This window comes from Paenibacillus chartarius (assembly GCF_042432825.1).
Taxonomy (GTDB): Bacteria; Bacillota; Bacilli; order Paenibacillales; family NBRC-103111; genus Gordoniibacillus; species Gordoniibacillus chartarius.
This window is the reverse complement of record NZ_JBHLWN010000110.1, coordinates 1-19,366: the sequence shown is the minus strand read 5'-3', so window position 1 is coordinate 19,366 and position 19,366 is coordinate 1. Positions and strand designations below refer to the sequence as shown.

Below are 19,366 nucleotides of genomic sequence, written 5' to 3'. Positions count from 1 at the left end.
AGAGGAGGTAGGGAGATGAATCGGATCATCCGGAACACCGGATTTTATTTGCTCATCTTCTTGGTAACGGTCGGTATCGTCCATTTTATCAGTCAGCAGAACGAGCAGAAGGTGCAAATTTCCTACGACCAGTTCTTGAAGGAGCTGGATAAGCAGAACGTAGACTCGGTCAGCATCAAGTTCGACGGCTACACCTATTTGATCAACGGAAAGTACAAGACGCCGGAATCTCCCGAGAAGAAAAACTTCTTTACCCGCGGTCCTGCCGAGGAGCGCACGATCGCCGCGATTGAGAACCATCCGGAGGTCGTGGAAGAATATTTGAAGATGGACGGGGACAGCATCTGGATTTCGTTCCTGACCTCGATTATTCCGTTCGTGATCATCTTCATCCTGTTTTTCTTCCTGATGAATCAAGCGCAGGGCGGCGGCGGCAAAGTGATGAACTTCGGCAAGAGCCGTGCGCGCTTATATAATGAAGAGAAGAAGCGGGTTACGTTCGAGGACGTGGCCGGAGCCGACGAGGAGAAGCAGGAGCTTGTCGAGGTCGTCGAGTTCTTGAAGGATCCGCGCAAATTTTCGGCAGTCGGCGCCCGCATTCCGAAGGGCGTATTGCTGAACGGCCCTCCGGGTACAGGTAAAACCTTGCTGGCGCGGGCGGTTGCCGGCGAAGCGGGTGTACCGTTCTTCTCCATCTCGGGCTCGGATTTCGTGGAGATGTTCGTCGGTGTCGGCGCATCCCGTGTACGCGACCTGTTCGAGAACGCGAAGAAGAATTCGCCTTGTATCATCTTCATCGATGAGATCGACGCCGTCGGCCGTCAGCGGGGCGCAGGCCTTGGCGGCGGTCACGACGAGCGGGAGCAGACGCTCAATCAGCTCCTCGTCGAGATGGACGGCTTCGGAGCCAACGAAGGCATTATTATCATCGCCGCAACAAACCGTCCGGACATTCTCGATCCGGCGCTGCTCCGTCCGGGCCGTTTCGACCGTCAAATTACGGTCGACCGCCCAGACGTAAAGGGCCGCGAAGCGGTACTGAAGGTCCATGCGCGCAACAAGCCGCTGGCGAAGGACGTGAAGCTTGACTCGCTTGCTCGCTATACGACAGGCTTTACCGGTGCGGATCTGGAGAACCTGCTGAATGAAGCGGCTCTCATTGCAGCCCGCCGCAACCGCCGCGATATCTCCATGGAGGAGATCGAAGAAGCGTTCGACCGCGTTATTGTCGGTACGCAGAAGAAGAGCCGCATTATTTCTGAGCGCGAGAAGCGCACGGTCGCTTATCATGAAGCGGGTCATGCGATTGTCGGCTACCATGTCGAGAACGCCGATATGGTGCACAAGGTGACGATCGTACCGCGCGGCCGCGCAGGCGGCTACGTCATGATGCTGCCTAAAGAAGGCGAAGACAAGATGATGCAGACGAAGAGCGAGCTGCTTGACAAGGTTACGGGACTGCTTGCCGGCCGTGTGTCGGAGGAGCTGTTCATCGGCGAGATCGCCACCGGCGCATACAGCGACTTCCAGAAGGCAACGGACATCGTCCGCCGCATGATTACGGAATTCGGCATGAGCGACAAGCTCGGACCGATGCAGTTCGGTACGTCGCAGGGGCAGGTGTTCCTCGGCCGCGATATCGGTCACGAGCAGAACTATTCCGACGCGATCGCCTATGAGATCGACCAGGAAATGCAGAGAATGATTCGCGATTGCTATGCACGGGCGAAAGAAATTCTCTCGAAGCATGCGGACCAAATCCACCTGCTTGCCAAGACGCTCCTGGAGAAAGAGACGCTCGACAAGGATGAGATCATCGCACTCCTCGAGACGGGCTCGATCGACGGGAAGACGGAAGCCAGCGGTAATGGAGAAGGACCGACGGCCGATTCCTTGACGATCAGCGAAGGCGACCTGAAGATCAACATCCAAGGCCAGACTCCGAAGGATCCGGAGAAAACCGAATAATAAGTGATTGACAATCCGGCGTGCGTAAAGTGCGCCGGATTTATTTTTTTATAGAAGTTCTCTGATGTCGTGCCGGTAAATGCTTGTTTGCTCTCGAAAAGCGATGACCATCTTATTGCGATAACAAATAATGAAATAGTTTCCCTGCAACTTCCAACGGTTATTCATCGTCTTAATTTTAGAAATAAGGAGCAGATGAGGATTATATATTTCTAACGTTTTAGGGGGGGGGGTTTTATTGGCACTTCGGGTGATTCTCGGTGCGATAACAGTTGTCATTCTGATCGTTAATCTTGTTGTACCCACTCGCTCTATAACTGGTTCTGCCAATTTAAGCAAAGATGTATCTTCACTTAATGAAAGCTACAAAAACAGTAGTGATTCTGAACTGTTTCCAATTGTAATTACGATTTATGAAGACGCATCTGAGGATGTGTTTCAAAATATGCTGGTAAAGTTATTAGGAAGACGGGCGGAGAAAAGAGCTGGATCAATATATAACTACACGATGAACGTTACTAAAAGCGATTTGAAAAAGTTGGATACAATTGGAGAGATTGTTTTTTATAGTGCTCCTTCAAATAACGCAATAACGAGAAGCAAAGATTTATCTTTACTAAAAGAAGAGTACAAAAATAGAAGCGATTCTGAACTGTTTCCAATTGCAATCAGGATTTATGAAACTGCATCTGAGGATGTTTTTCAAAACAAGCTAGAAAAGTTATTAGGGAAACGGGCGGAAGTTGGTGCGGGATCAAAATTTAATTACGAAATGAGCTTTACCAAAAATGACTTTAGTAAATTAGATGCAATTGAAGAAATTAATTTTTATAGTGTCCCTTCGACGCCTTCGAGAATACATTAACAGGGCACAGAATACTTGGGCAATCACCATCCACTGATTCTCCTTTAGATGTGAGTGTGCGCGGAGATCGGCCCCCACAAGACGAAATATCGATTCCAAATTTTCAAACTGGAACATATACGGTGGTAGTACGTGCCTATAATTCCGCACCATATTCTTTAGAGATATCTTACTAGAAGTTGATATCGAGGGCGACCTGAAGATCAACATCCAAGGCCAACCTCCCTAGAATACGAAGAAAACCGAGAGTATGTGACCCGATTCACAAACCGGCGTGCGCTATCGAGCACACCGGTTTTTTGCTGTTTTTACGGGGAATTTGCTCATTGACACACTACCCTTAGAAGTGTAAAGTAGGTGTAAACTTTTCAATATTTGACTTCATATGAATATAGGCAGCGGTGATACTACCAATAGGAGTGACCCACAGGAGGGGGAAGCGGCATGGCGGCTACAATGGAGGCGCTGGCGCAAGAGCGTAAGGCGGAGCAAAACCGCGAGCTTAAGGAGCGCATCGCCCAGCTAAAGAAAGAAAGAAACGCCATTATTTTAGCTCATTATTATCAGCGTGACGAGATTCAAGAGATTGCCGATTTCCGCGGTGATTCTTTCCTGCTTGCCCAGAAGGCGGCGCAGACCGATGCGGACGTCATCGTATTTTGCGGGGTTCATTTCATGGGAGAGAGTGCGAAGATTCTTGCTCCGAACAAGAAGGTCATCATTCCGGACGAGCGTGCCGGCTGCCCGATGGCGGATATGGTCAATGTAGAGGGACTGCGTGCGCTCAAGCGCCAGCATCCGAACGCGAAGGTCGTGGCGTACATCAACACATCGGCCGATATTAAGGCGGAAACCGATATTTGCTGTACGTCGGCGAATGCCGTGAAGGTGGTCAATTCCGTTGACTCGGATGAGATTATCTGGGTGCCGGATAAAAATTTGGGCGACTATGTATCAAAATTCACAAATAAAAAGATGATCATCTGGGAAGGGTACTGCAATACGCATGACATGCTGACGGTGAAGGATGTCGAGGAAATGCGGGCCGCCCATCCGAATGCGCAGTTCGTCGTCCATCCGGAATGCCGTCCCGAGGTTGTGAAGCTGGGCGACTTCGTCGGCAGTACGACCGCCATCATTAAGTACTGCAAAGAATCGGACTGCCAGGAGTTTATCGTTGGTACCGAAGACGGCACAGGGTATCAGCTCCGGAAGGACTCGCCGGAGAAGAAGTTCCATTTTGCCACGAAATACTTGGTTTGCCCGAATATGAAAGTGAACAATCTGAAGAAGGTAGCGCGCTGCCTGGAGACGATGCAGCCGGAAATTTACGTCCCCGAGGACGTAGCGGATAAGGCGCGGCTGTCCCTCGAAAGAATGCTGCTGGTTAAATAACAGTTCCGGATTCCTAGCGCCGTCCTTGCGGACGGCGTATTCCGTGTACTCTGATGAGGTGATGGGCGGTGTTCCCGCGATATTTGGTAGATTTTGATACGGAGCAGCTGCCCAGGGTTCGAACCGGCGTTATTGTGATCGGTGCGGGGATTGCCGGCTTGTTTACGGCGATTAAAGCCAGCGAGACAAAGCGGGTCTTGATGATCACGAAAAAATCGCTGCTCGACAGCAATACCCGCTATGCCCAAGGCGGCATTGCGGCTGTGATTTCCGATGAGGATTCGCCGGAATATCATCGAAACGATACGCTCATAGCCGGGGCCGGTTTATGCGACGAGGCGGCGGTCAACGTGCTCGTTCATGAAGGACCGGAAGGCGTGCACGATTTGATTCGTATGGGTACGGTGTTCGATGAGGAGAATGGGGAGCTGGCGTTGACGAAGGAAGGGGCGCACAGCCACCGCCGCATTCTCCACGCGCAAGGGGATGCTACCGGGGCGGAGATCGTACGCTCGCTTTCCGAACGGACGAAGAGCGATCCTAATATTGAGCTATGGGACGACCATTATGTCATCGATCTGCTGACGGAGAACGGGGAATGCCGCGGTGCGCTCGTACAGCGGCCGGACGGCCAGCGCGTTATCGTGGAAGCCGATGCGACGATTCTCTGCTCCGGCGGTGCGGGGCAGCTGTACAGGTATACGACGAATCCGGATATTGCTACCGGCGACGGAATCGCGATCGCATTAAGGGCGGGGGCGGAAATCCGGGATGTAGAGTTCATCCAGTTCCACCCGACGGCCTTGTGCTATCCGGGCGCGCCGCGCTTTCTCATCTCGGAGGCGGTTCGCGGTGAAGGAGCGTTCCTGCGCAACATTAACGGCGAAAGGTTTATGGAGCGGTATCACGAGCAGCTCGAGCTGGCTCCGCGGGACGTCGTGGCGAGAGCGATCGTCAGCGAAATGGAAGCGACCAAATCCACCTTCGTCTATATCGATATAACTCACGAGTCGGAAGAGCTGGTGAAGCATCGTTTTCCGACCATTTACGAATATTGTTTGCAATACGGCTTGGATTTGTCGACGGATTGGATCCCGGTAGCTCCGGCGGCGCACTATATGATGGGCGGCGTGAAGACGGATTTGCACGGAGAAACCGCTGTAAAGCGGTTGTTTGCCTGCGGCGAAGTGTCGTCCACCGGTGTGCACGGAGCGAACCGCCTCGCCAGTAACTCGCTATCGGAAGCGATCGTATTCGGGCGGCGCATTCTGGAGCGCATCGCCGGTCTTCCCGAGCTGGGCGCTGCTGGAGAGCGGCTGAACGTGGCGGCGCATCGAAGCGAAGCCCCTCAGCAGGCGGTCGTCGAGAAGAGGCTGAAGCTTCAGAAGGTCATGCTGCGCGAGGTCGGACTGAAACGGGAACAGAAAAGCTTGCTGCACGGATTGGAAGAGCTGAAACGGCAGATGTCGTTCTTCGAATACCATCTGACCAAACGGGAAGAGTATGAATTTGCCAATTTGCTGACTTGTGCTATGCTTACTACTAAGGCCGCTTTGCGGCGAGAAGAGAGCCGGGGCGGACATTACCGCGCGGACTTCCCGATGCGGGACGACGAGCGGTGGATCAAGCACGTTGTGTTCCGCTTATCCCCGGAAGGACAGTTGGAGGAGAGCATTCAAGATGCTTGAGCTGAATCGTGAACGGCTGCGCCGCAGCATTGAGCTGTGGCTGGAAGAAGATATCGGAACCGGCGATGTGACGACGTTGACGACGATTCCGGCGTCGGCTATGGCCAAAGGAATTATTCACGTAAAGGAGGACGGGCTCGTCGCCGGATTGCCGGTTGCCGAGGCCGTCTTTGAGGTCGTTGATCCGCAGCTTCGCTTTACCGCGAAGGTGCAGGAAGGCGAGGCGGTAACGAAGGGGACGGTGCTGGCGGAAGTCGAAGGCTCCGCTCGCTCGATTATGCTGGGGGAACGGCTTGCCCTCAATTTGCTGCAGCGGATGTCGGGGATCGCCACCCGTACGCGCCAGTACGTCGAAGCGCTCGGCGGCCTGCCGACGCGGCTGGTCGATACCCGCAAGACGACGCCGGGGCATCGCATTCTCGAGAAGTATGCGGTGCGCGTCGGCGGCGGCCATAACCATCGCTTCGGCTTGTATGACGCGGTTATGATCAAGGATAACCACATCAAAGGCGCCGGCGGTATTACACAGGCGATTCGCGCGGCCCGGGCCTCGATCCCTCATACGATGAAGATCGAGATTGAGGTGGAGTCGATGGCTCAGCTGAAAGAAGCGCTTGCTGCCGGGCCCGACATCGTGATGCTCGATAATATGACCACAAGTCTAATGAAAGAAGCGGTGGCGGTCTTGCGGCAGGAAGCTCCGCATATTGTAATAGAAGCCAGCGGTTCGGTCACGCTCGAAACGATTCGCTGCATTGCGGAGACCGGGGTTGACGTCATTTCGGTGGGACGGCTGACCTACTCGGTGGCGGCTCTGGATATTAGTCTGGATCTGAACGAGCGGAAGGGAGCTGCAGGCTCTTGATCCTCGTTATCGACGTAGGCAATACAAACATTGTCCTCGGTGTGTATGAGGGACAACAGTTATTGCATCATTGGCGCATCTCCACCAACCGGTCGGCCACCGTTGACGAGTACGGCATGCTGATTTACGGGTTATTCAACCATGCAGGATTGAAGGCGGACGATATCGAGGGGATTATGATCTCCTCGGTTGTTCCTCCGCTCATGTTTGTACTCGAGAACCTTTGTTTACAATATATTCGAAAGGCTCCTTTCATCGTAGGGCCGGGGATGAAGACGGGGCTGAACATTCGCGTCGAACAGCCGCGCGAAGTCGGAGCCGACCGCATTGTGAATGCGGTAGCCGCACTCGAGCTGTACGGTGCGCCTTGTATCGTCGTCGATTTCGGCACGGCGACTACGTATGATTATCTAGATGAGCAAGGGCAGCTGCTCGGGTGTGCGATTGCCCCCGGGATCGGCATCTCGACGGAGGCGCTGTATCAGAAAGCGGCAAAGCTGCCGCGAATTGAGCTGGTCAAGCCGAAGAGCGTGGTGGGACGGAATACGGTGTCCGCGATGCAAGCGGGCATTATTTACGGTTATGTCGGCCAGGTGGACGGGATTGTCAGCCGCATTAAACGCGAATATGGAACGAACCCGTACGTAGTCGCGACAGGGGGGCTGGCGGAGTTGATCGCCGGGGAATCCGAAGCGATTGATGCGGTCAACCCGATGCTCACGCTGCAGGGACTGCGCATCATCTATGAACGAAATACGAGGGATACCGAGAGAGGAAAATAACGCATGGGCGATTATTTGATAAGAGGCACGGCGCTTAACGGACAGGTACGGGCGTTTGCGGTCGTTACGACCGGCATCACGGAAGAAATGCGCCGCCGTCACGACACGTCTCCGGTCGCTACGGCCGCACTCGGCCGTACGGCGGCTGCGGCGCTGATGATGGGGGCAATGCTGAAAGGGCAGGAGAAGCTGACGATTCAAATTCATGGCGGCGGACCGATCGGCAAAATCGTGGTGGACGCCAATGCGAACGGCGAAGTGCGCGGTTACGTTGACAATCCGCACGTCGATCTGCCTCCGAATGCCGCCGGCAAGCTCGACGTCGCCGGTGCGGTCGGCGTCGACGGGGCGCTGGTTGTCACGAAGGATCTGGGCCTTAAGGAGCCTTACCGCGGCAGCGTGCAGCTGATTTCCGGCGAGCTGGCGGAAGATTTTACGTATTATTTCGCGTATTCGGAGCAGACGCCCTCCGCCGTTGCGCTTGGCGTTTTGGCCGATCGGGATGTGCTTGTTCGCGTGTCGGGCGGATTCATCATACAGCTGCTGCCCGGTCTGACGGACGAGGAGATTGGCGACATTGAACAGAAGCTGGCTGCGATTCCGCCGGTGACGAAGCTGCTGGACGGCGGGGCAACGCCGGAGGAAATTTTGCGTCAGGTGCTGCCCGACGTTCAGGTGCTGGAACGCATGGATATCCGCTTTCACTGTCCTTGCACGAAGGAAAGAATCGAACAGGCGCTCATCTCCTTGGGACGCACCGAGCTGCAGGCCATTCTGGATGAGGAAGGCTTCGCCGAGGCGGTATGTCACTACTGCAACGAGCCTTATCGTTTCGAGTCCGATGACCTGAAGCATTTAATTGAACAGATCGGATAAAAGGGAATATTGGTATTCAAAGGAGACGGCATGCAGAAGACGAAGCGACTGTGGGGCTTGATTGCACTCGAGGCGATCATTATAGCCGCCCTGCTCGGCGTCATCACGCTTCGCGGCGGGCTCGGCTCACAGGGTTCGGCAGGAAACGGAACCGGGCATCCGGACACTCCGGGTGCTCCAAGCCAGCAGCCTTCGGGCGGGCTGACCGATACGGGGCGTGCCGTAGCGACGGTGGAGGGCCGAACGTTTACGCTTGGCGAACTGTACGAGGAGCTTGGCAGGCGCTACGGCGCTACCTTGCTGAATCAGCTGCTTGATCGTGAAGCGATCCGGCTTGAGGGTAAGGCGCTGGGCGTCGGCGTGACCCCTGAAGAAATCGATCAAGAGCTCAAGCGGATGCAGCAAGGGTACGATGGCGAAGAGCAATTTTACAAGTCGATGAAAGAGCAGCTGGGGATGACCCGCGAGCAAATTCGTGAAGATATGTTATATAAGCTGCTGCTGGAGCGGATCGCCACGAACAACATTAAGATCAGCGACGAGCAAGTGAACGAGTACATAAGCGAGCATCCCGAGGAATTCAAGCAGGGGGTCGAGCTGCACCTTGCTCAAATTATTTCCGCTAACCGGGAGCTGGCCGATAAAGCTTACAATGAGCTTGTGAAGGGGGCGGATTTCGCGCAAGTTGCGCGGGACCGCTCTATCGATGAAGAGACGGCGAACGGCGGAGGCGATCTGGGGTATATCGAGGAAGGGGACCCGTTTCTTCCGGCCTCTGTCATGAAAGTGGCGCTGACCATGAAGGTCGGCGCGTTCTCGCAGCCGATCGCCATCGAAGATGGGCGTTATGCGATTATTCAGCTGAAAGAGCGCAAAATAAAAAAGGGAGCCGACCCGCAAACGGTACGCGAGCAGGTGCGCAAGCAGCTGGCGCTGAGCGAAGCGCCTCCGCTGCAGGAGCTTGTGAAAACGTTGCGGATCAAATATCGGACCGAAATCAAGGATCCGGCATTCTCCCCTTAGATCGAGCCGTTGCCGGGGTATAGAGGACTTGTACGGGAAATGGTTGACAATGGGACTATGGGCTGATATCATGGGATTATTAATACCTAGTGATTAACTCGGATATTCTATCTCTTTACTTTATTCAGGAGGGACATATCATGGCTAAATTAGTTCAGAACGTAACGCAATTAATCGGCGACACACCGCTGGTTCGCTTGAATCGTGTCGTACCGGAAGGATATGCCGAAATTTACGTGAAGCTCGAGTTCCAGAACCCGGGCGCCAGCGTAAAGGACCGGATTGCGATTTCCATGATCGAAGTAGCCGAAGCCGAAGGCAAAATCAAGCCGGGCGACACCATCATCGAGCCTACGAGCGGTAACACCGGTATCGGTCTGGCGATGGTCGCCGCAGCGAAAGGCTACAAAGCCATTCTCGTTATGCCTGAGACGATGTCGATGGAGCGCCGCAACCTGCTTCGCGCATACGGCGCACAGCTCGTTCTGACGCCGGGTGCGGAAGGGATGAAAGGTGCGATCCGTCGTGCAGAAGAGCTGCAAGCGGAGAACCCAAGCTACTTCATGCCGCAGCAATTCAAGAACCAAGCGAACGTGAAAATCCACCGCGAAACGACCGGCCCGGAAATCGTCGAAGCGATCAAAGGCCACGACGGCAAGCTGGACGCATTCATCGCGGGCGTAGGTACAGGCGGTACGATTACAGGCGCAGGCGGCGTGCTGCGGGAGAACTTCCCCGGCATCAAGATCTACGCTGTCGAGCCGACCAATTCGCCGGTATTGTCCGGCGGCCAGCCGGGACCGCACAAGATCCAAGGTATCGGCGCAGGCTTTGTTCCTGACATTTTGAATACATCCATCTATGACGGCGTCATCAAGGTGGACAACGAAGAAGCTTTCGAAACTTCCCGCCGTGTAGCGAAGGAAGAAGGCATTCTCGGCGGTATCTCGTCCGGTGCGGCGATCTTCGCAGCGCTGCAAGTGGCGAAGGAGCTCGGTGCAGGCAAGCGCGTCGTCGCCGTCGTACCAAGCAACGGCGAGCGCTACCTCAGCACGCCGCTGTACCAATTCGAAGATCAATAATAGAACCAGACATATCCGCGGCAGTCAGACTCGTTGAGTTTGGCTGCCGTTTTGCTGTTTGCGGCGGGGCTTTATTTTTCGGAATCGTTCCCTTATACTTAGGGCTAAATTGGCAGGGGGGACGAACGGTTGAACGTGACAACATTGGCAGAATGGGAGGCGTGGGCGGAAGCCGGTGCGGACGCGCAAGGGCGGCCCTACACCAAGCTTCCTTTCATTCGCAGGCATCCGTCCGAAGGGAAGCTCCCGCTATCATGGTTATATGCCTGGCAGGAAGCGCTGCCGGAATCGTTCGTATTGGAGAGCGGCAGAACGGGACGATATACGTATCTTGGACGGCAGGCAGCCTCGGTGATTCGCGGAACCGGGCGTGAAGCCAGCGTATCCGCACCGCTTGGCAGCTCCGGCAGCGATCCTGCAGCCGGCTGCGAGCTAGGCGGGGCGCCGCTGGAGCTCGTCAAACGCTGGTTGGAACCGCACGCAGCTCCCCGTCCGCAGGGGGCGGGGCTGCCGCCCTTCCTGGGAGGATGCGTAGGCTATTGGGGCTATGATATCGTTCGTTCGCTGGAGAAGCTCCCGACCGTCGCAGCGCGGAATGAAGGAATACCCGACTATGCGTTTCTTCTAGTGGATGAGCTGTATATTGTCGACCGTGAGACCGGAGACCTCTATATCGTCGTTCATAAGGGGCTGCGCAACGGCGAGACCGTACCAACGCTGTACTCGGAAGCGGAACAGAGAGCCGAGCAAATGTATGCCGAATGGTGCGTCTTCAGAGACCGGGCCGCTCGCGACGAGACGATCGTCCGGCAGCGCGAGCGGATTGAACAAGCTGTCCGGGACCGGAACCTGGATATCGACCTCGAGCAGCTGAGAGGGCTTGAACGTTCTTTCGACAAGGAGTCGTTCATGCGGGCGGTGGAGCGGATTCAAGCATATATTTCGGCAGGGGATGTGTTCCAGGTCAATTTGTCGACGCGCCAAACGACACCGCATCTAGGTGTGACAGCGGAGCAAATCTATGAAACGCTGCGCATTGTCAATCCTTCGCCGTATATGGGACTGCTGCGTCTGGGTGATGTCAAGCTCGTATCCGGATCGCCGGAGCTGCTCGTTCAGCTGCACGGCCGTAAGCTGCGCACAAGACCGATCGCGGGAACGAGGCCGAGATCGGCGAACGAAGCGGACGACGCGAAGCTGTCGGAGGAACTGCTGCTGAGCGAAAAAGAACGCGCCGAGCACATCATGCTGGTCGATCTGGAACGCAACGACCTTGGCCGCATCTCGACTTACGGCACCGTGAAAGTGGACGAGCTTATGGCGATCGAGCGGTATTCCCACGTGATGCACATTGTGTCGGAGGTAACCGGCGAGCTTGCGGACGGCAACGACGCTTTCGACGTTATTGCCGCGACGTTCCCGGGCGGAACGATTACCGGCGCCCCGAAGGTTCGTACGATGGAAATTATCGAAGAGCTGGAGCCCGTTCGCCGCGGTCCGTATACAGGCGCCTTAGGATGGATTGACTACGGAGGGAATTTGGAATTTAATATACTTATACGTACGCTTGTCGTCAATGGACAAGTCGGATGGGTGCAGGCGGGCGCCGGCATCGTCATCGACTCCGTTCCGGACAAGGAATACGCCGAATCGCTGAACAAGGCAAAGGCTTTGTGGAAGGCAATCCAATTAACGGAGGAACAAGCCAATGATACTCGTGATCGATAACTACGACTCGTTTACGTACAACCTGGTGCAGTACCTCGGTGAGCTCGGCGAACAAGTAACCGTACGGAGGAACGACGAGATCGACCTGGACGGAATCGAGGCGCTGCGCCCCGACCACATCCTGATCTCGCCGGGACCGTGCACTCCGAATGAAGCAGGAATCAGCCTGGCGGTCATCGACCGGTTCAAGGGCCGGATTCCGATCTTCGGCGTCTGCCTCGGACACCAGTCGATCGGGCAAGCGTTCGGAGGCGAAGTCATCAAAGCGGAGCGTTTGATGCACGGCAAGACGTCGCCGATCTATCATGACGGCAAGTCGGTGTTCGAAGGACTGCCTTCGCCGTTTACGGCAACGCGCTACCATTCGCTGATCGTGAAGGCGGAGACGCTGCCGGACTGTCTGGAGATCAGCGCACGGACGGAAGAAGGCGAAATTATGGGCCTTCGCCACAAGGAATACCCGATCGAGGGCGTTCAGTTTCATCCGGAATCGATTATTACCGACTACGGACATCAGATGCTGCGCAACTTCTTGAATTCCACGGCCGCAGCCAATAAGGCTTAATGCATGAAGATCTTCATGAATGGAACATTAATTGAACAAGCGAAAGCCGTGGTCTCCGCATACGATCACGGCTTTCTTTACGGCATCGGTTTGTTCGAGACGTTCAGGACGTACGGGGGGCGCGCGTTCTTGCTGCAGCAGCATCTGGACCGGCTTGCCGACGGGTGCGGGCAGCTGAGAATTGAGCCCGGGTTGTCGGCGCCCGATGTGGAACGCCAAATCTCCGAGCTGCTCCAAGCGAACGGTCTCGCGGACGCTTACTTTCGTTTGACGGTCACCGCCGGTCCGAACCAGCTCGGGCTGCCTTCCGGCGAGTACGAGGAGCCTACAATTATCCTGTACGTGAAGCCCCTTCCGCCTGTGGATCCGGTGTTGGAGCAGCGGGGCAAGCCGCTGCTCCAGCTGCGGACGGCTCGCAACACGCCGGAGGGGGCATACCGCTTCAAGTCGCTTCACTATATGAACAATTACTTGGCCAAAATCGAACTCAGTTCCTTACTCGCCAAGCCCCCAATAAGCACCGCCGGAACCGACGCTTCCCCGCCCGAAGGTCTCATGCTGACCGAACAAGGCTTTCTCGCAGAAGGTATCGTCAGCAATCTGTTCTTCATTCGGGGCGGCTGCCTGTATACGCCTTCGCTGGCAACGGGCATCCTGCCGGGGATTACACGGGCTTATGTGCTGGAGCTGGCGGCGAAGCAAAGGATTCCGGTCCAAGAAGGCTTATATACGTGGGGGGATCTGCTGTCTGCAGATGAAGTTTTCTTGACCAATTCGATTCAGGAGCTTGTGCCGGTCGGGGCTCTGATTGATGCCGATCTGAACCGTTCTGACAAAACGCCCGGGCCGATCACCCGGCAGCTGCTGCATCACTATAGGAAAGAAGCGAATAACCTATGACATACCGTCAAAATCCGATACGCACCATCCCGTTGTCTTCGGGGCTGACGCTTGAATTAGGCCGCCGAACGCTCATTATGGGTATCTTGAACGTTACGCCGGATTCGTTCTCCGATGGAGGGCGGTACACGAACGTTGAGGCGGCGCTGGAGCAGGCTCGCCTTATGGTGCAGGAAGGCGCCGATCTGCTCGACATCGGTGGCGAATCGACGCGGCCCGGAGCTGCGCAGGTAAGCCTGGAAGAAGAGCTGCGGCGCGTGCTGCCCGTCATTGAGGCGATCCGCTTCGAACTGCCGCATATACCGATCTCGGTGGATACGTACAAGGCGGAGGTAGCCAGCCGTGCGCTTGAAGCGGGCGCCGATATCATCAATGATGTGTGGCGTCTCACAGCCGATCCGGCTATGGCCGGTACCGCAGCCCGTTACGGCTGTCCGGTCATCCTGATGCACAACCGCCGCTCCGCCGAATACGAGGGAGATCTCATCGCCGCTATGGTGAGCGACTTGCAAGAATCTATCGATACAGCCGTTCAAGCCGGAATCGATCCGTCGCGCATTATCGTCGATCCCGGACTGGGTTTTGCCAAATCGTACGCGCAGAACATGGAGGTACTGAACCGGCTCGGCGAGCTGACGGACCGCCTTGCCGGCTATCCGATGCTGCTCGCAGCGTCCCGCAAGAGCTTTTTGCGCCAAACGCTGGACCTGCCTGCGAATGATATTGTTGAGGGGACGGCGGCGACGACGGTGCTTGGCATCGCGGCCGGCTGTGACATGGTCCGCGTCCACGATATCAAGCCGAACCGGCGCATCGCCGATATGACGGATGCGATCGTTCGCCGCAGTCTCGGAAGCGACGTCAACACAAAGGGGATGATCTAATGAACGAAGCTGCTCCGCAACTAGACTCGATCATCATGTCGGGCATGTTATTTTATGGATATCACGGGGCATTCCCCGAGGAGACGAGGCTGGGCCAGCGGTTTATGCTGGATGTCACGATGCGTTTGCCGTTGGAGCAGGCCGGCCGTTACGACGATCTCGAGCAAACGATCAACTATGCCGACGCATATGCGCTGATCAAAGGAATCGTCGAGGGCGAGCCCGTGAAGCTGCTGGAGACGTTGGCGGAACGGGTTGCAATGGAGCTTTTCCATACTTATACTAGAATCCATGAACTGACGGTCCGCGTAACGAAGCTGCATCCGCCATTCGGCGGACAGCTGCAAGGGGTATCTGTCGAAATTCACCGAAAGCGGGCATAACCGACACAATGACGGAACAATCGAATGGCGGCGCTTCCGCCGACCGGCAACAGAAAGACCAATCGGGCTTCAACGGCCTGCGCGAGGTCGCTTATATCGGTTTGGGCTCCAACATCAATCGGCGCGAGGATTATTTGGCGCTAGCCGTAGAGGCGCTGGCCGCTCACTCCGGGCTTGAACTGCTCGGGCAATCCAGCATTTATGAGACGGACCCCGTCGGCTATACGGAGCAGCCGCCCTTCTTGAATATGGTCGCCGCCGTCGCAACGCGGCTTTCGCCGAAGGAACTGCTTGCCGCTTTGCTGGACATTGAACGATCGCTCGGCCGCACGCGTACGATCCGCTGGGGGCCGCGTACGATCGATCTGGATCTGCTGCTTTACGGAGAACGTCAAGTCTCCGAACCGGAACTGACCGTGCCGCACCCTAGAATGGGCGAACGGGCCTTCGTGCTCGTGCCGCTGCTCGAGGTAATGAATGACATCGGTTCGCCCGGACACCTTCGGGAATCCTTCACACGGCAGTTGGAAACACTGGAAGGAAAGGAAGGCATCACTTTATGGAAAAAATCAATATCGCTCAGCGAATCCGAGCGTTCCGCAAATTGAAAGGCTATACCCAGAACGAACTTGCCGACCAGCTCGGCGTTTCGATAGCAATCCTCGGAGCCATCGAGCGGGGTACCCGGAAACCGGACCCGCGCATCCTGCAGAATATTGCCGGCGTACTCGGCATCGATATGGAAGAGCTGAGTCCGACCGTTACTCGATAAGCATTACAGTCACATTTTCCAGAGAGGGGGAACTGCATCATGTTGAAAATCGGCAACGTCACCGCCCCGAACCAAGTCGTGCTGGCCCCGATGGCCGGCGTCTGCAACCCTGCATTCCGTCTGATTGCAAAGGAATTCGGCACAGGTCTCGTCTGCGCCGAGATGGTTAGCGACAAAGCGATTGTTCACGGCAACACGCGGACAATGGAGATGCTCTACGTCGACGAACGCGAGAAGCCGTTGTCTTTGCAAATTTTTGGGGGCGATAAGGAAACGCTTGTGGAAGCGGCCAAAATCGTGGACACTCGTACGAATGCCGACATTATCGATATTAATATGGGCTGCCCGGTGCCGAAGGTGACCAAATGCGACGCCGGCGCCCGTTGGCTGCTCGACCCGGGTAAGATTGAGGAGATGGTATCCGCGGTTGTGGCGTCTGTCTCCAAGCCGGTGACGGTCAAGATGCGCATCGGCTGGGATCATGAGCATATTTACGCAGTTGAGAACGCCAAGGCCGTAGAGCGCGCGGGCGGCGCCGCCGTGTCCGTTCACGGACGTACGAGGGAGCAGCTGTACACCGGCCGGGCGGATTGGGACGTCATCAAGGAAGTCAAGCAGTCCGTGAGCATTCCTGTGATCGGGAACGGCGACATCTCCACACCGGAGGAAGCCAAGCGGCGACTCGACGAAAGCGGCGTCGACGGGATCATGATCGGCCGCGGTGCGCTCGGCAACCCGTGGATGCTGTACCGAACCGTGCAATATTTGCAATCGGGCGAGCTGCTGCCCGAGCCGGCTCCGGCGGAAAAAATCCGGATTGCGATTTTGCATATGGACCGGCTGGTTGCGCTCAAGGGCGAATACACGGCCGTGCGCGAAATGCGCAAGCATCTGGCTTGGTATTTGAAAGGAATGCCGGGTGCCGCACGTGTGAAGGACGTCATCATGGAAGAGACAAAGCGCGATGAGATGGTGCGTATCCTGCAGGACTTTGTTGCTTCAGTCGACGCATCCTCCGTTCAAATATCCGACGCCGAAGCCGACACGGCAGTTGTCTATTAAGGCTGTGCGGCGCCCAATTGGGCGATTTCCCTATGTTTGACAATCGGTAGCGGTTGCAATATAATCAGGCAATAAACCGAGTCATGATGGGGTTATCCGGTAATATATTAAGGATACGTGAATGGCAAGATATACGCAGTTGACTCTTTCACAGGACGGGAGATCGGTGAAATGAACGAGAAGCAGGTTATTCTCACCCAAGAAGGTCTGAAGAAGCTGGAAGAAGAGCTTGAGCATCTCAAATCCGTGAAGCGCCGGGAGGTGGCGGAGCGGATTAAGGTAGCGATCGGCTACGGCGATATCAGCGAGAACTCCGAGTACGAGGATGCGAAGAACGAACAAGCTTTTATCGAAGGGCGCATTATTACGCTGGAGAAGATGCTCCGCAACGCACGTATTATTAACGACGACGAAGTCGGTACCGATGTCGTCAGCGTCGGCTGTGCCGTTACGTTGAAGGATCTTGAATTCGGTGATACGATTGAATATACGATTGTCGGCTCCGCAGAGTCGGACCCGTTCCAGAACAAGATCTCGAACGAGAGTCCGGTCGGCAAGGCGATTCTGGGCAAATCCCGCGGTGCTACTGTAGATGTCAACGTTCCGGCCGGCGTCATTCAATATCAAATTATCGATATTCAGAAGAAGTAATCGGATTGATAAGAAAGCTTCCCTACAGGAAGCTTTTTTCACCGTTTATACCCCCCGATAGGAGTGTTTATTGTGAGTCAAGAGACGGAGAGTAAAGAATTAAGCGAGCTGCTGCAAATTCGCCGGGACAAGCTGGACGAGCTGCGCGGCTTGGGCGTGGACCCGTTCGGGCAAAAGTTTGAGCAGACGCACCATGCGAAGCAAGTGTTGGACGCTTACGACGGCACCAGCAAAGAAGAGCTGGAAGCGTCGCAGCCGGTCGTCAGCGTTGCCGGCCGGATTATGCAGAAGCGAGGGATGGGGAAAGCCAGCTTCGCACACATTCAAGACATTACCGGCAAAATCCAGATTTACGTGCGCGAAGATGCGGTGGGCGACAAGGCGTACCAAGCGTTCGACCTGCTCGACATCGGCGATTTGGTCGGTGTTCGCGGCGTCGTGTTTAAGACGAAAACCGGCGAGACGTCCGTTAAGGTACAATCGCTCGAATTTGTGACGAAGTCGCTGCTGCCTTTGCCGGAGAAGTATCATGGGTTGAAGGACGTCGAGCTGCGCTACCGCCAGCGTTACGTCGACTTGATCATGAACCAGGATGTTCAGCAGACGTTTATTGCCCGTTCCCGGATTATTCAGTCGATGCGCCGGTATTTGGACAGCCGCGGCTACTTGGAGGTCGAGACGCCTACGCTGCATGCTATCGCCGGCGGCGCTTCCGCGCGTCCGTTCATTACGCATCACAATGCGCTCGACATGCAGCTGTATATGCGTATTGCCATCGAGCTGCATCTGAAGCGGCTTATTGTCGGCGGTCTGGAGAAGGTGTACGAGATCGGCCGCGTATACCGCAACGAAGGCATTTCGACGCGCCACAATCCGGAGTTTACAATGATCGAGCTGTATGAGGCGTATGCCGATTACCGCGATATCATGAAGCTGACGGAAGAGATGATCGCTCATATCGCTCGCGAAGTGCTGGGTACGACGAAGATTCAATATCAAGGCCATGAAGTGAATCTGGAGCCGGAGTGGCGCCGCGTTCATATGGTCGATGCCATTCGGGAAGTGGTCGGCGTCGATTTCTGGGCGGAGATGTCCGATGAGGAAGCGCACCGCTTGGCCAAGGAGCATAAAGTGCCGGTCGAGCCTTCGCATACGTTCGGCCACATCGTGAATGCGTTCTTCGAGCATTTCGTCGAAGAAACGCTGATTCAGCCTACGTTTATTTTCGGTCACCCGACCGCCATTTCGCCGCTCGCCAAGAAAAATGCCGACGATCCGCGCTTCACGGACCGCTTCGAGCTGTTTATCGTGGCGCGCGAGCATGCCAATGCGTTTACGGAATTGAATGACCCGATCGATCAGCGGGAGCGGTTCGAAGCGCAGCTCAAGGAGCGGGAACAAGGAAACGACGAGGCGCATATGATGGATGAGGATTTCATCCGGGCACTTGAGTACGGCATGCCGCCTACCGGCGGCCTCGGGATCGGCATCGACCGTTTGGTCATGCTGCTCACCGATGCTCCGTCCATCCGCGACGTATTGTTATTCCCGCTGATGCGGGAACGGCAAGGCGAGTAATGGTGTTGGGAATGGGGCCTGCGGGCCCCATTTTTCAATACCAGTAAATAGTTTGTAAATTGCGCTTGCAATCGTAGCAGCGTCTGTGGTATCTTATAAAAGTCGCCGCTGAGACGGACGACATAAAGCACCAAAGTTAGCGGCTTCGGCTGCTGTCGATTGCTCCTTGAAAACTGAATGACGAGTGAGAGGTTTAAGTAATACAACACGCAAGTGTTATGTTTCAGAGCTTATGATTCAAACTTTATTGGAGAGTTTGATCCTGGCTCAGGACGAACGCTGGCGGCGTGCCTAATACA

19 protein-coding genes are annotated in these 19,366 nt (G+C 55.6%); all 19 read left to right on the top strand.

Annotated features, from left to right (window positions below; translation table 11 throughout):
• Positions 1–15 precede the first annotated feature (15 nt).
• The 19 genes from ftsH (at position 16) to lysS (ending at position 19,067) form a co-directional block, all read left to right on the top strand.
• A complete protein-coding gene (gene ftsH / locus ACFFK0_RS27315; protein WP_377473952.1) occupies positions 16–1,968 on the top strand; it encodes an ATP-dependent zinc metalloprotease FtsH in 1,953 nt (650 codons plus the stop codon).
• A gap of 238 nt (positions 1,969–2,206) precedes the next feature.
• Positions 2,207–2,833 (top strand): hypothetical protein, encoded by a 627-nt coding sequence (locus ACFFK0_RS27310; protein WP_377473950.1) that lies wholly within the window; start codon positions 2,207–2,209, stop codon positions 2,831–2,833.
• A 456-nt stretch (positions 2,834–3,289) separates the two neighbouring features.
• The gene (gene nadA, locus ACFFK0_RS27305; RefSeq protein ID WP_377474082.1) at positions 3,290–4,228 is read left to right on the top strand and encodes a quinolinate synthase NadA; all 939 of its coding nucleotides are present in this window, start codon (positions 3,290–3,292) and stop codon (positions 4,226–4,228) included.
• Positions 4,229–4,296: 68 nt separating this feature from the next.
• Positions 4,297–5,916 (top strand): L-aspartate oxidase, encoded by a 1,620-nt coding sequence (gene nadB / locus ACFFK0_RS27300; RefSeq protein ID WP_377473948.1) that lies wholly within the window; start codon positions 4,297–4,299, stop codon positions 5,914–5,916.
• The gene (gene nadC, locus ACFFK0_RS27295) at positions 5,909–6,781 is read left to right on the top strand and encodes a carboxylating nicotinate-nucleotide diphosphorylase (RefSeq protein ID WP_377473947.1); all 873 of its coding nucleotides are present in this window, start codon (positions 5,909–5,911) and stop codon (positions 6,779–6,781) included. Before nadB ends, nadC begins: the two co-directional genes overlap by 8 nt.
• Positions 6,778–7,563: a type III pantothenate kinase gene (locus tag ACFFK0_RS27290; RefSeq protein ID WP_377473945.1), complete on the top strand. Its 786-nt coding sequence runs from the start codon at positions 6,778–6,780 to the stop codon at positions 7,561–7,563. The genes nadC and ACFFK0_RS27290 overlap by 4 nt, the downstream gene beginning before the upstream one ends.
• Positions 7,564–7,566: 3 nt before the next feature.
• Positions 7,567–8,439 carry an Hsp33 family molecular chaperone HslO gene (hslO, locus tag ACFFK0_RS27285; protein WP_377473943.1) on the top strand — a complete coding sequence of 291 codons (873 nt, stop codon included), beginning with the start codon at positions 7,567–7,569 and terminating at the stop codon, positions 8,437–8,439.
• A gap of 30 nt (positions 8,440–8,469) precedes the next feature.
• The gene (locus ACFFK0_RS27280) at positions 8,470–9,462 is read left to right on the top strand and encodes a peptidylprolyl isomerase (RefSeq protein ID WP_377473941.1); all 993 of its coding nucleotides are present in this window, start codon (positions 8,470–8,472) and stop codon (positions 9,460–9,462) included.
• A 140-nt stretch (positions 9,463–9,602) separates the two neighbouring features.
• On the top strand, positions 9,603–10,544 hold the full coding sequence (gene cysK / locus ACFFK0_RS27275; RefSeq protein WP_377473939.1) for a cysteine synthase A: 942 nt from the start codon (positions 9,603–9,605) through the stop codon (positions 10,542–10,544).
• 129 nt (positions 10,545–10,673) lie between these two features.
• Positions 10,674–12,272, top strand: coding sequence for an anthranilate synthase component I family protein (locus ACFFK0_RS27270; protein WP_377473938.1), 1,599 nt, complete (start codon positions 10,674–10,676; stop codon positions 12,270–12,272).
• Complete coding sequence (pabA, locus tag ACFFK0_RS27265; protein WP_377473936.1) at positions 12,253–12,837, top strand: aminodeoxychorismate/anthranilate synthase component II; 585 nt, start codon at positions 12,253–12,255, stop codon at positions 12,835–12,837. Before ACFFK0_RS27270 ends, pabA begins: the two co-directional genes overlap by 20 nt.
• Positions 12,838–12,840: 3 nt before the next feature.
• The gene (gene pabC, locus ACFFK0_RS27260; protein WP_377473934.1) at positions 12,841–13,737 is read left to right on the top strand and encodes an aminodeoxychorismate lyase; all 897 of its coding nucleotides are present in this window, start codon (positions 12,841–12,843) and stop codon (positions 13,735–13,737) included.
• Entirely contained in the window at positions 13,734–14,621 is an 888-nt protein-coding gene (folP, locus tag ACFFK0_RS27255) for a dihydropteroate synthase (RefSeq protein WP_377473932.1), read from the top strand. The genes pabC and folP overlap by 4 nt, the downstream gene beginning before the upstream one ends.
• Complete coding sequence (gene folB / locus ACFFK0_RS27250) at positions 14,621–15,004, top strand: dihydroneopterin aldolase (protein ID WP_377473930.1); 384 nt, start codon at positions 14,621–14,623, stop codon at positions 15,002–15,004. The genes folP and folB overlap by 1 nt, the downstream gene beginning before the upstream one ends.
• A gap of 8 nt (positions 15,005–15,012) precedes the next feature.
• On the top strand, positions 15,013–15,612 hold the full coding sequence (folK, locus tag ACFFK0_RS27245) for a 2-amino-4-hydroxy-6-hydroxymethyldihydropteridine diphosphokinase (RefSeq protein ID WP_377473928.1): 600 nt from the start codon (positions 15,013–15,015) through the stop codon (positions 15,610–15,612).
• On the top strand, positions 15,564–15,776 hold the full coding sequence (locus ACFFK0_RS27240; RefSeq protein WP_377473926.1) for a helix-turn-helix domain-containing protein: 213 nt from the start codon (positions 15,564–15,566) through the stop codon (positions 15,774–15,776). The genes folK and ACFFK0_RS27240 overlap by 49 nt, the downstream gene beginning before the upstream one ends.
• Positions 15,777–15,815: 39 nt before the next feature.
• Positions 15,816–16,838 carry a tRNA dihydrouridine synthase DusB gene (gene dusB / locus ACFFK0_RS27235; RefSeq protein WP_377473924.1) on the top strand — a complete coding sequence of 341 codons (1,023 nt, stop codon included), beginning with the start codon at positions 15,816–15,818 and terminating at the stop codon, positions 16,836–16,838.
• A gap of 171 nt (positions 16,839–17,009) precedes the next feature.
• Positions 17,010–17,489, top strand: coding sequence for a transcription elongation factor GreA (greA, locus tag ACFFK0_RS27230; protein WP_377473922.1), 480 nt, complete (start codon positions 17,010–17,012; stop codon positions 17,487–17,489).
• 63 nt (positions 17,490–17,552) lie between these two features.
• On the top strand, positions 17,553–19,067 hold the full coding sequence (gene lysS, locus ACFFK0_RS27225) for a lysine--tRNA ligase (RefSeq protein ID WP_377473920.1): 1,515 nt from the start codon (positions 17,553–17,555) through the stop codon (positions 19,065–19,067).
• The last annotated feature ends 299 nt before the right edge of the window (positions 19,068–19,366 follow it).

Bases quoted from the DNA above. Each gene is read 5' to 3' on its own strand.
- hslO (WP_377473943.1), top strand. From the start codon at position 7,567: ATGGGCGATTATTTGATAAGAGGCACGGCGCTTAACGGACAGGTACGG.
- pabA (WP_377473936.1), top strand. From the start codon at position 12,253: ATGATACTCGTGATCGATAACTACGACTCGTTTACGTACAACCTGGTG.
- greA (WP_377473922.1), top strand. From the start codon at position 17,010: ATGAACGAGAAGCAGGTTATTCTCACCCAAGAAGGTCTGAAGAAGCTG.
- nadC (WP_377473947.1), top strand. From the start codon at position 5,909: ATGCTTGAGCTGAATCGTGAACGGCTGCGCCGCAGCATTGAGCTGTGG.
- cysK (WP_377473939.1), top strand. From the start codon at position 9,603: ATGGCTAAATTAGTTCAGAACGTAACGCAATTAATCGGCGACACACCG.
- ftsH (WP_377473952.1), top strand. From the start codon at position 16: ATGAATCGGATCATCCGGAACACCGGATTTTATTTGCTCATCTTCTTG.
- pabC (WP_377473934.1), top strand. From the start codon at position 12,841: ATGAAGATCTTCATGAATGGAACATTAATTGAACAAGCGAAAGCCGTG.
- ACFFK0_RS27280 (WP_377473941.1), top strand. From the start codon at position 8,470: ATGCAGAAGACGAAGCGACTGTGGGGCTTGATTGCACTCGAGGCGATC.
- nadA (WP_377474082.1), top strand. From the start codon at position 3,290: ATGGAGGCGCTGGCGCAAGAGCGTAAGGCGGAGCAAAACCGCGAGCTT.
- folB (WP_377473930.1), top strand. From the start codon at position 14,621: ATGAACGAAGCTGCTCCGCAACTAGACTCGATCATCATGTCGGGCATG.
- ACFFK0_RS27240 (WP_377473926.1), top strand. From the start codon at position 15,564: ATGGAAAAAATCAATATCGCTCAGCGAATCCGAGCGTTCCGCAAATTG.
- folK (WP_377473928.1), top strand. From the start codon at position 15,013: ATGACGGAACAATCGAATGGCGGCGCTTCCGCCGACCGGCAACAGAAA.
- folP (WP_377473932.1), top strand. From the start codon at position 13,734: ATGACATACCGTCAAAATCCGATACGCACCATCCCGTTGTCTTCGGGG.
- dusB (WP_377473924.1), top strand. From the start codon at position 15,816: ATGTTGAAAATCGGCAACGTCACCGCCCCGAACCAAGTCGTGCTGGCC.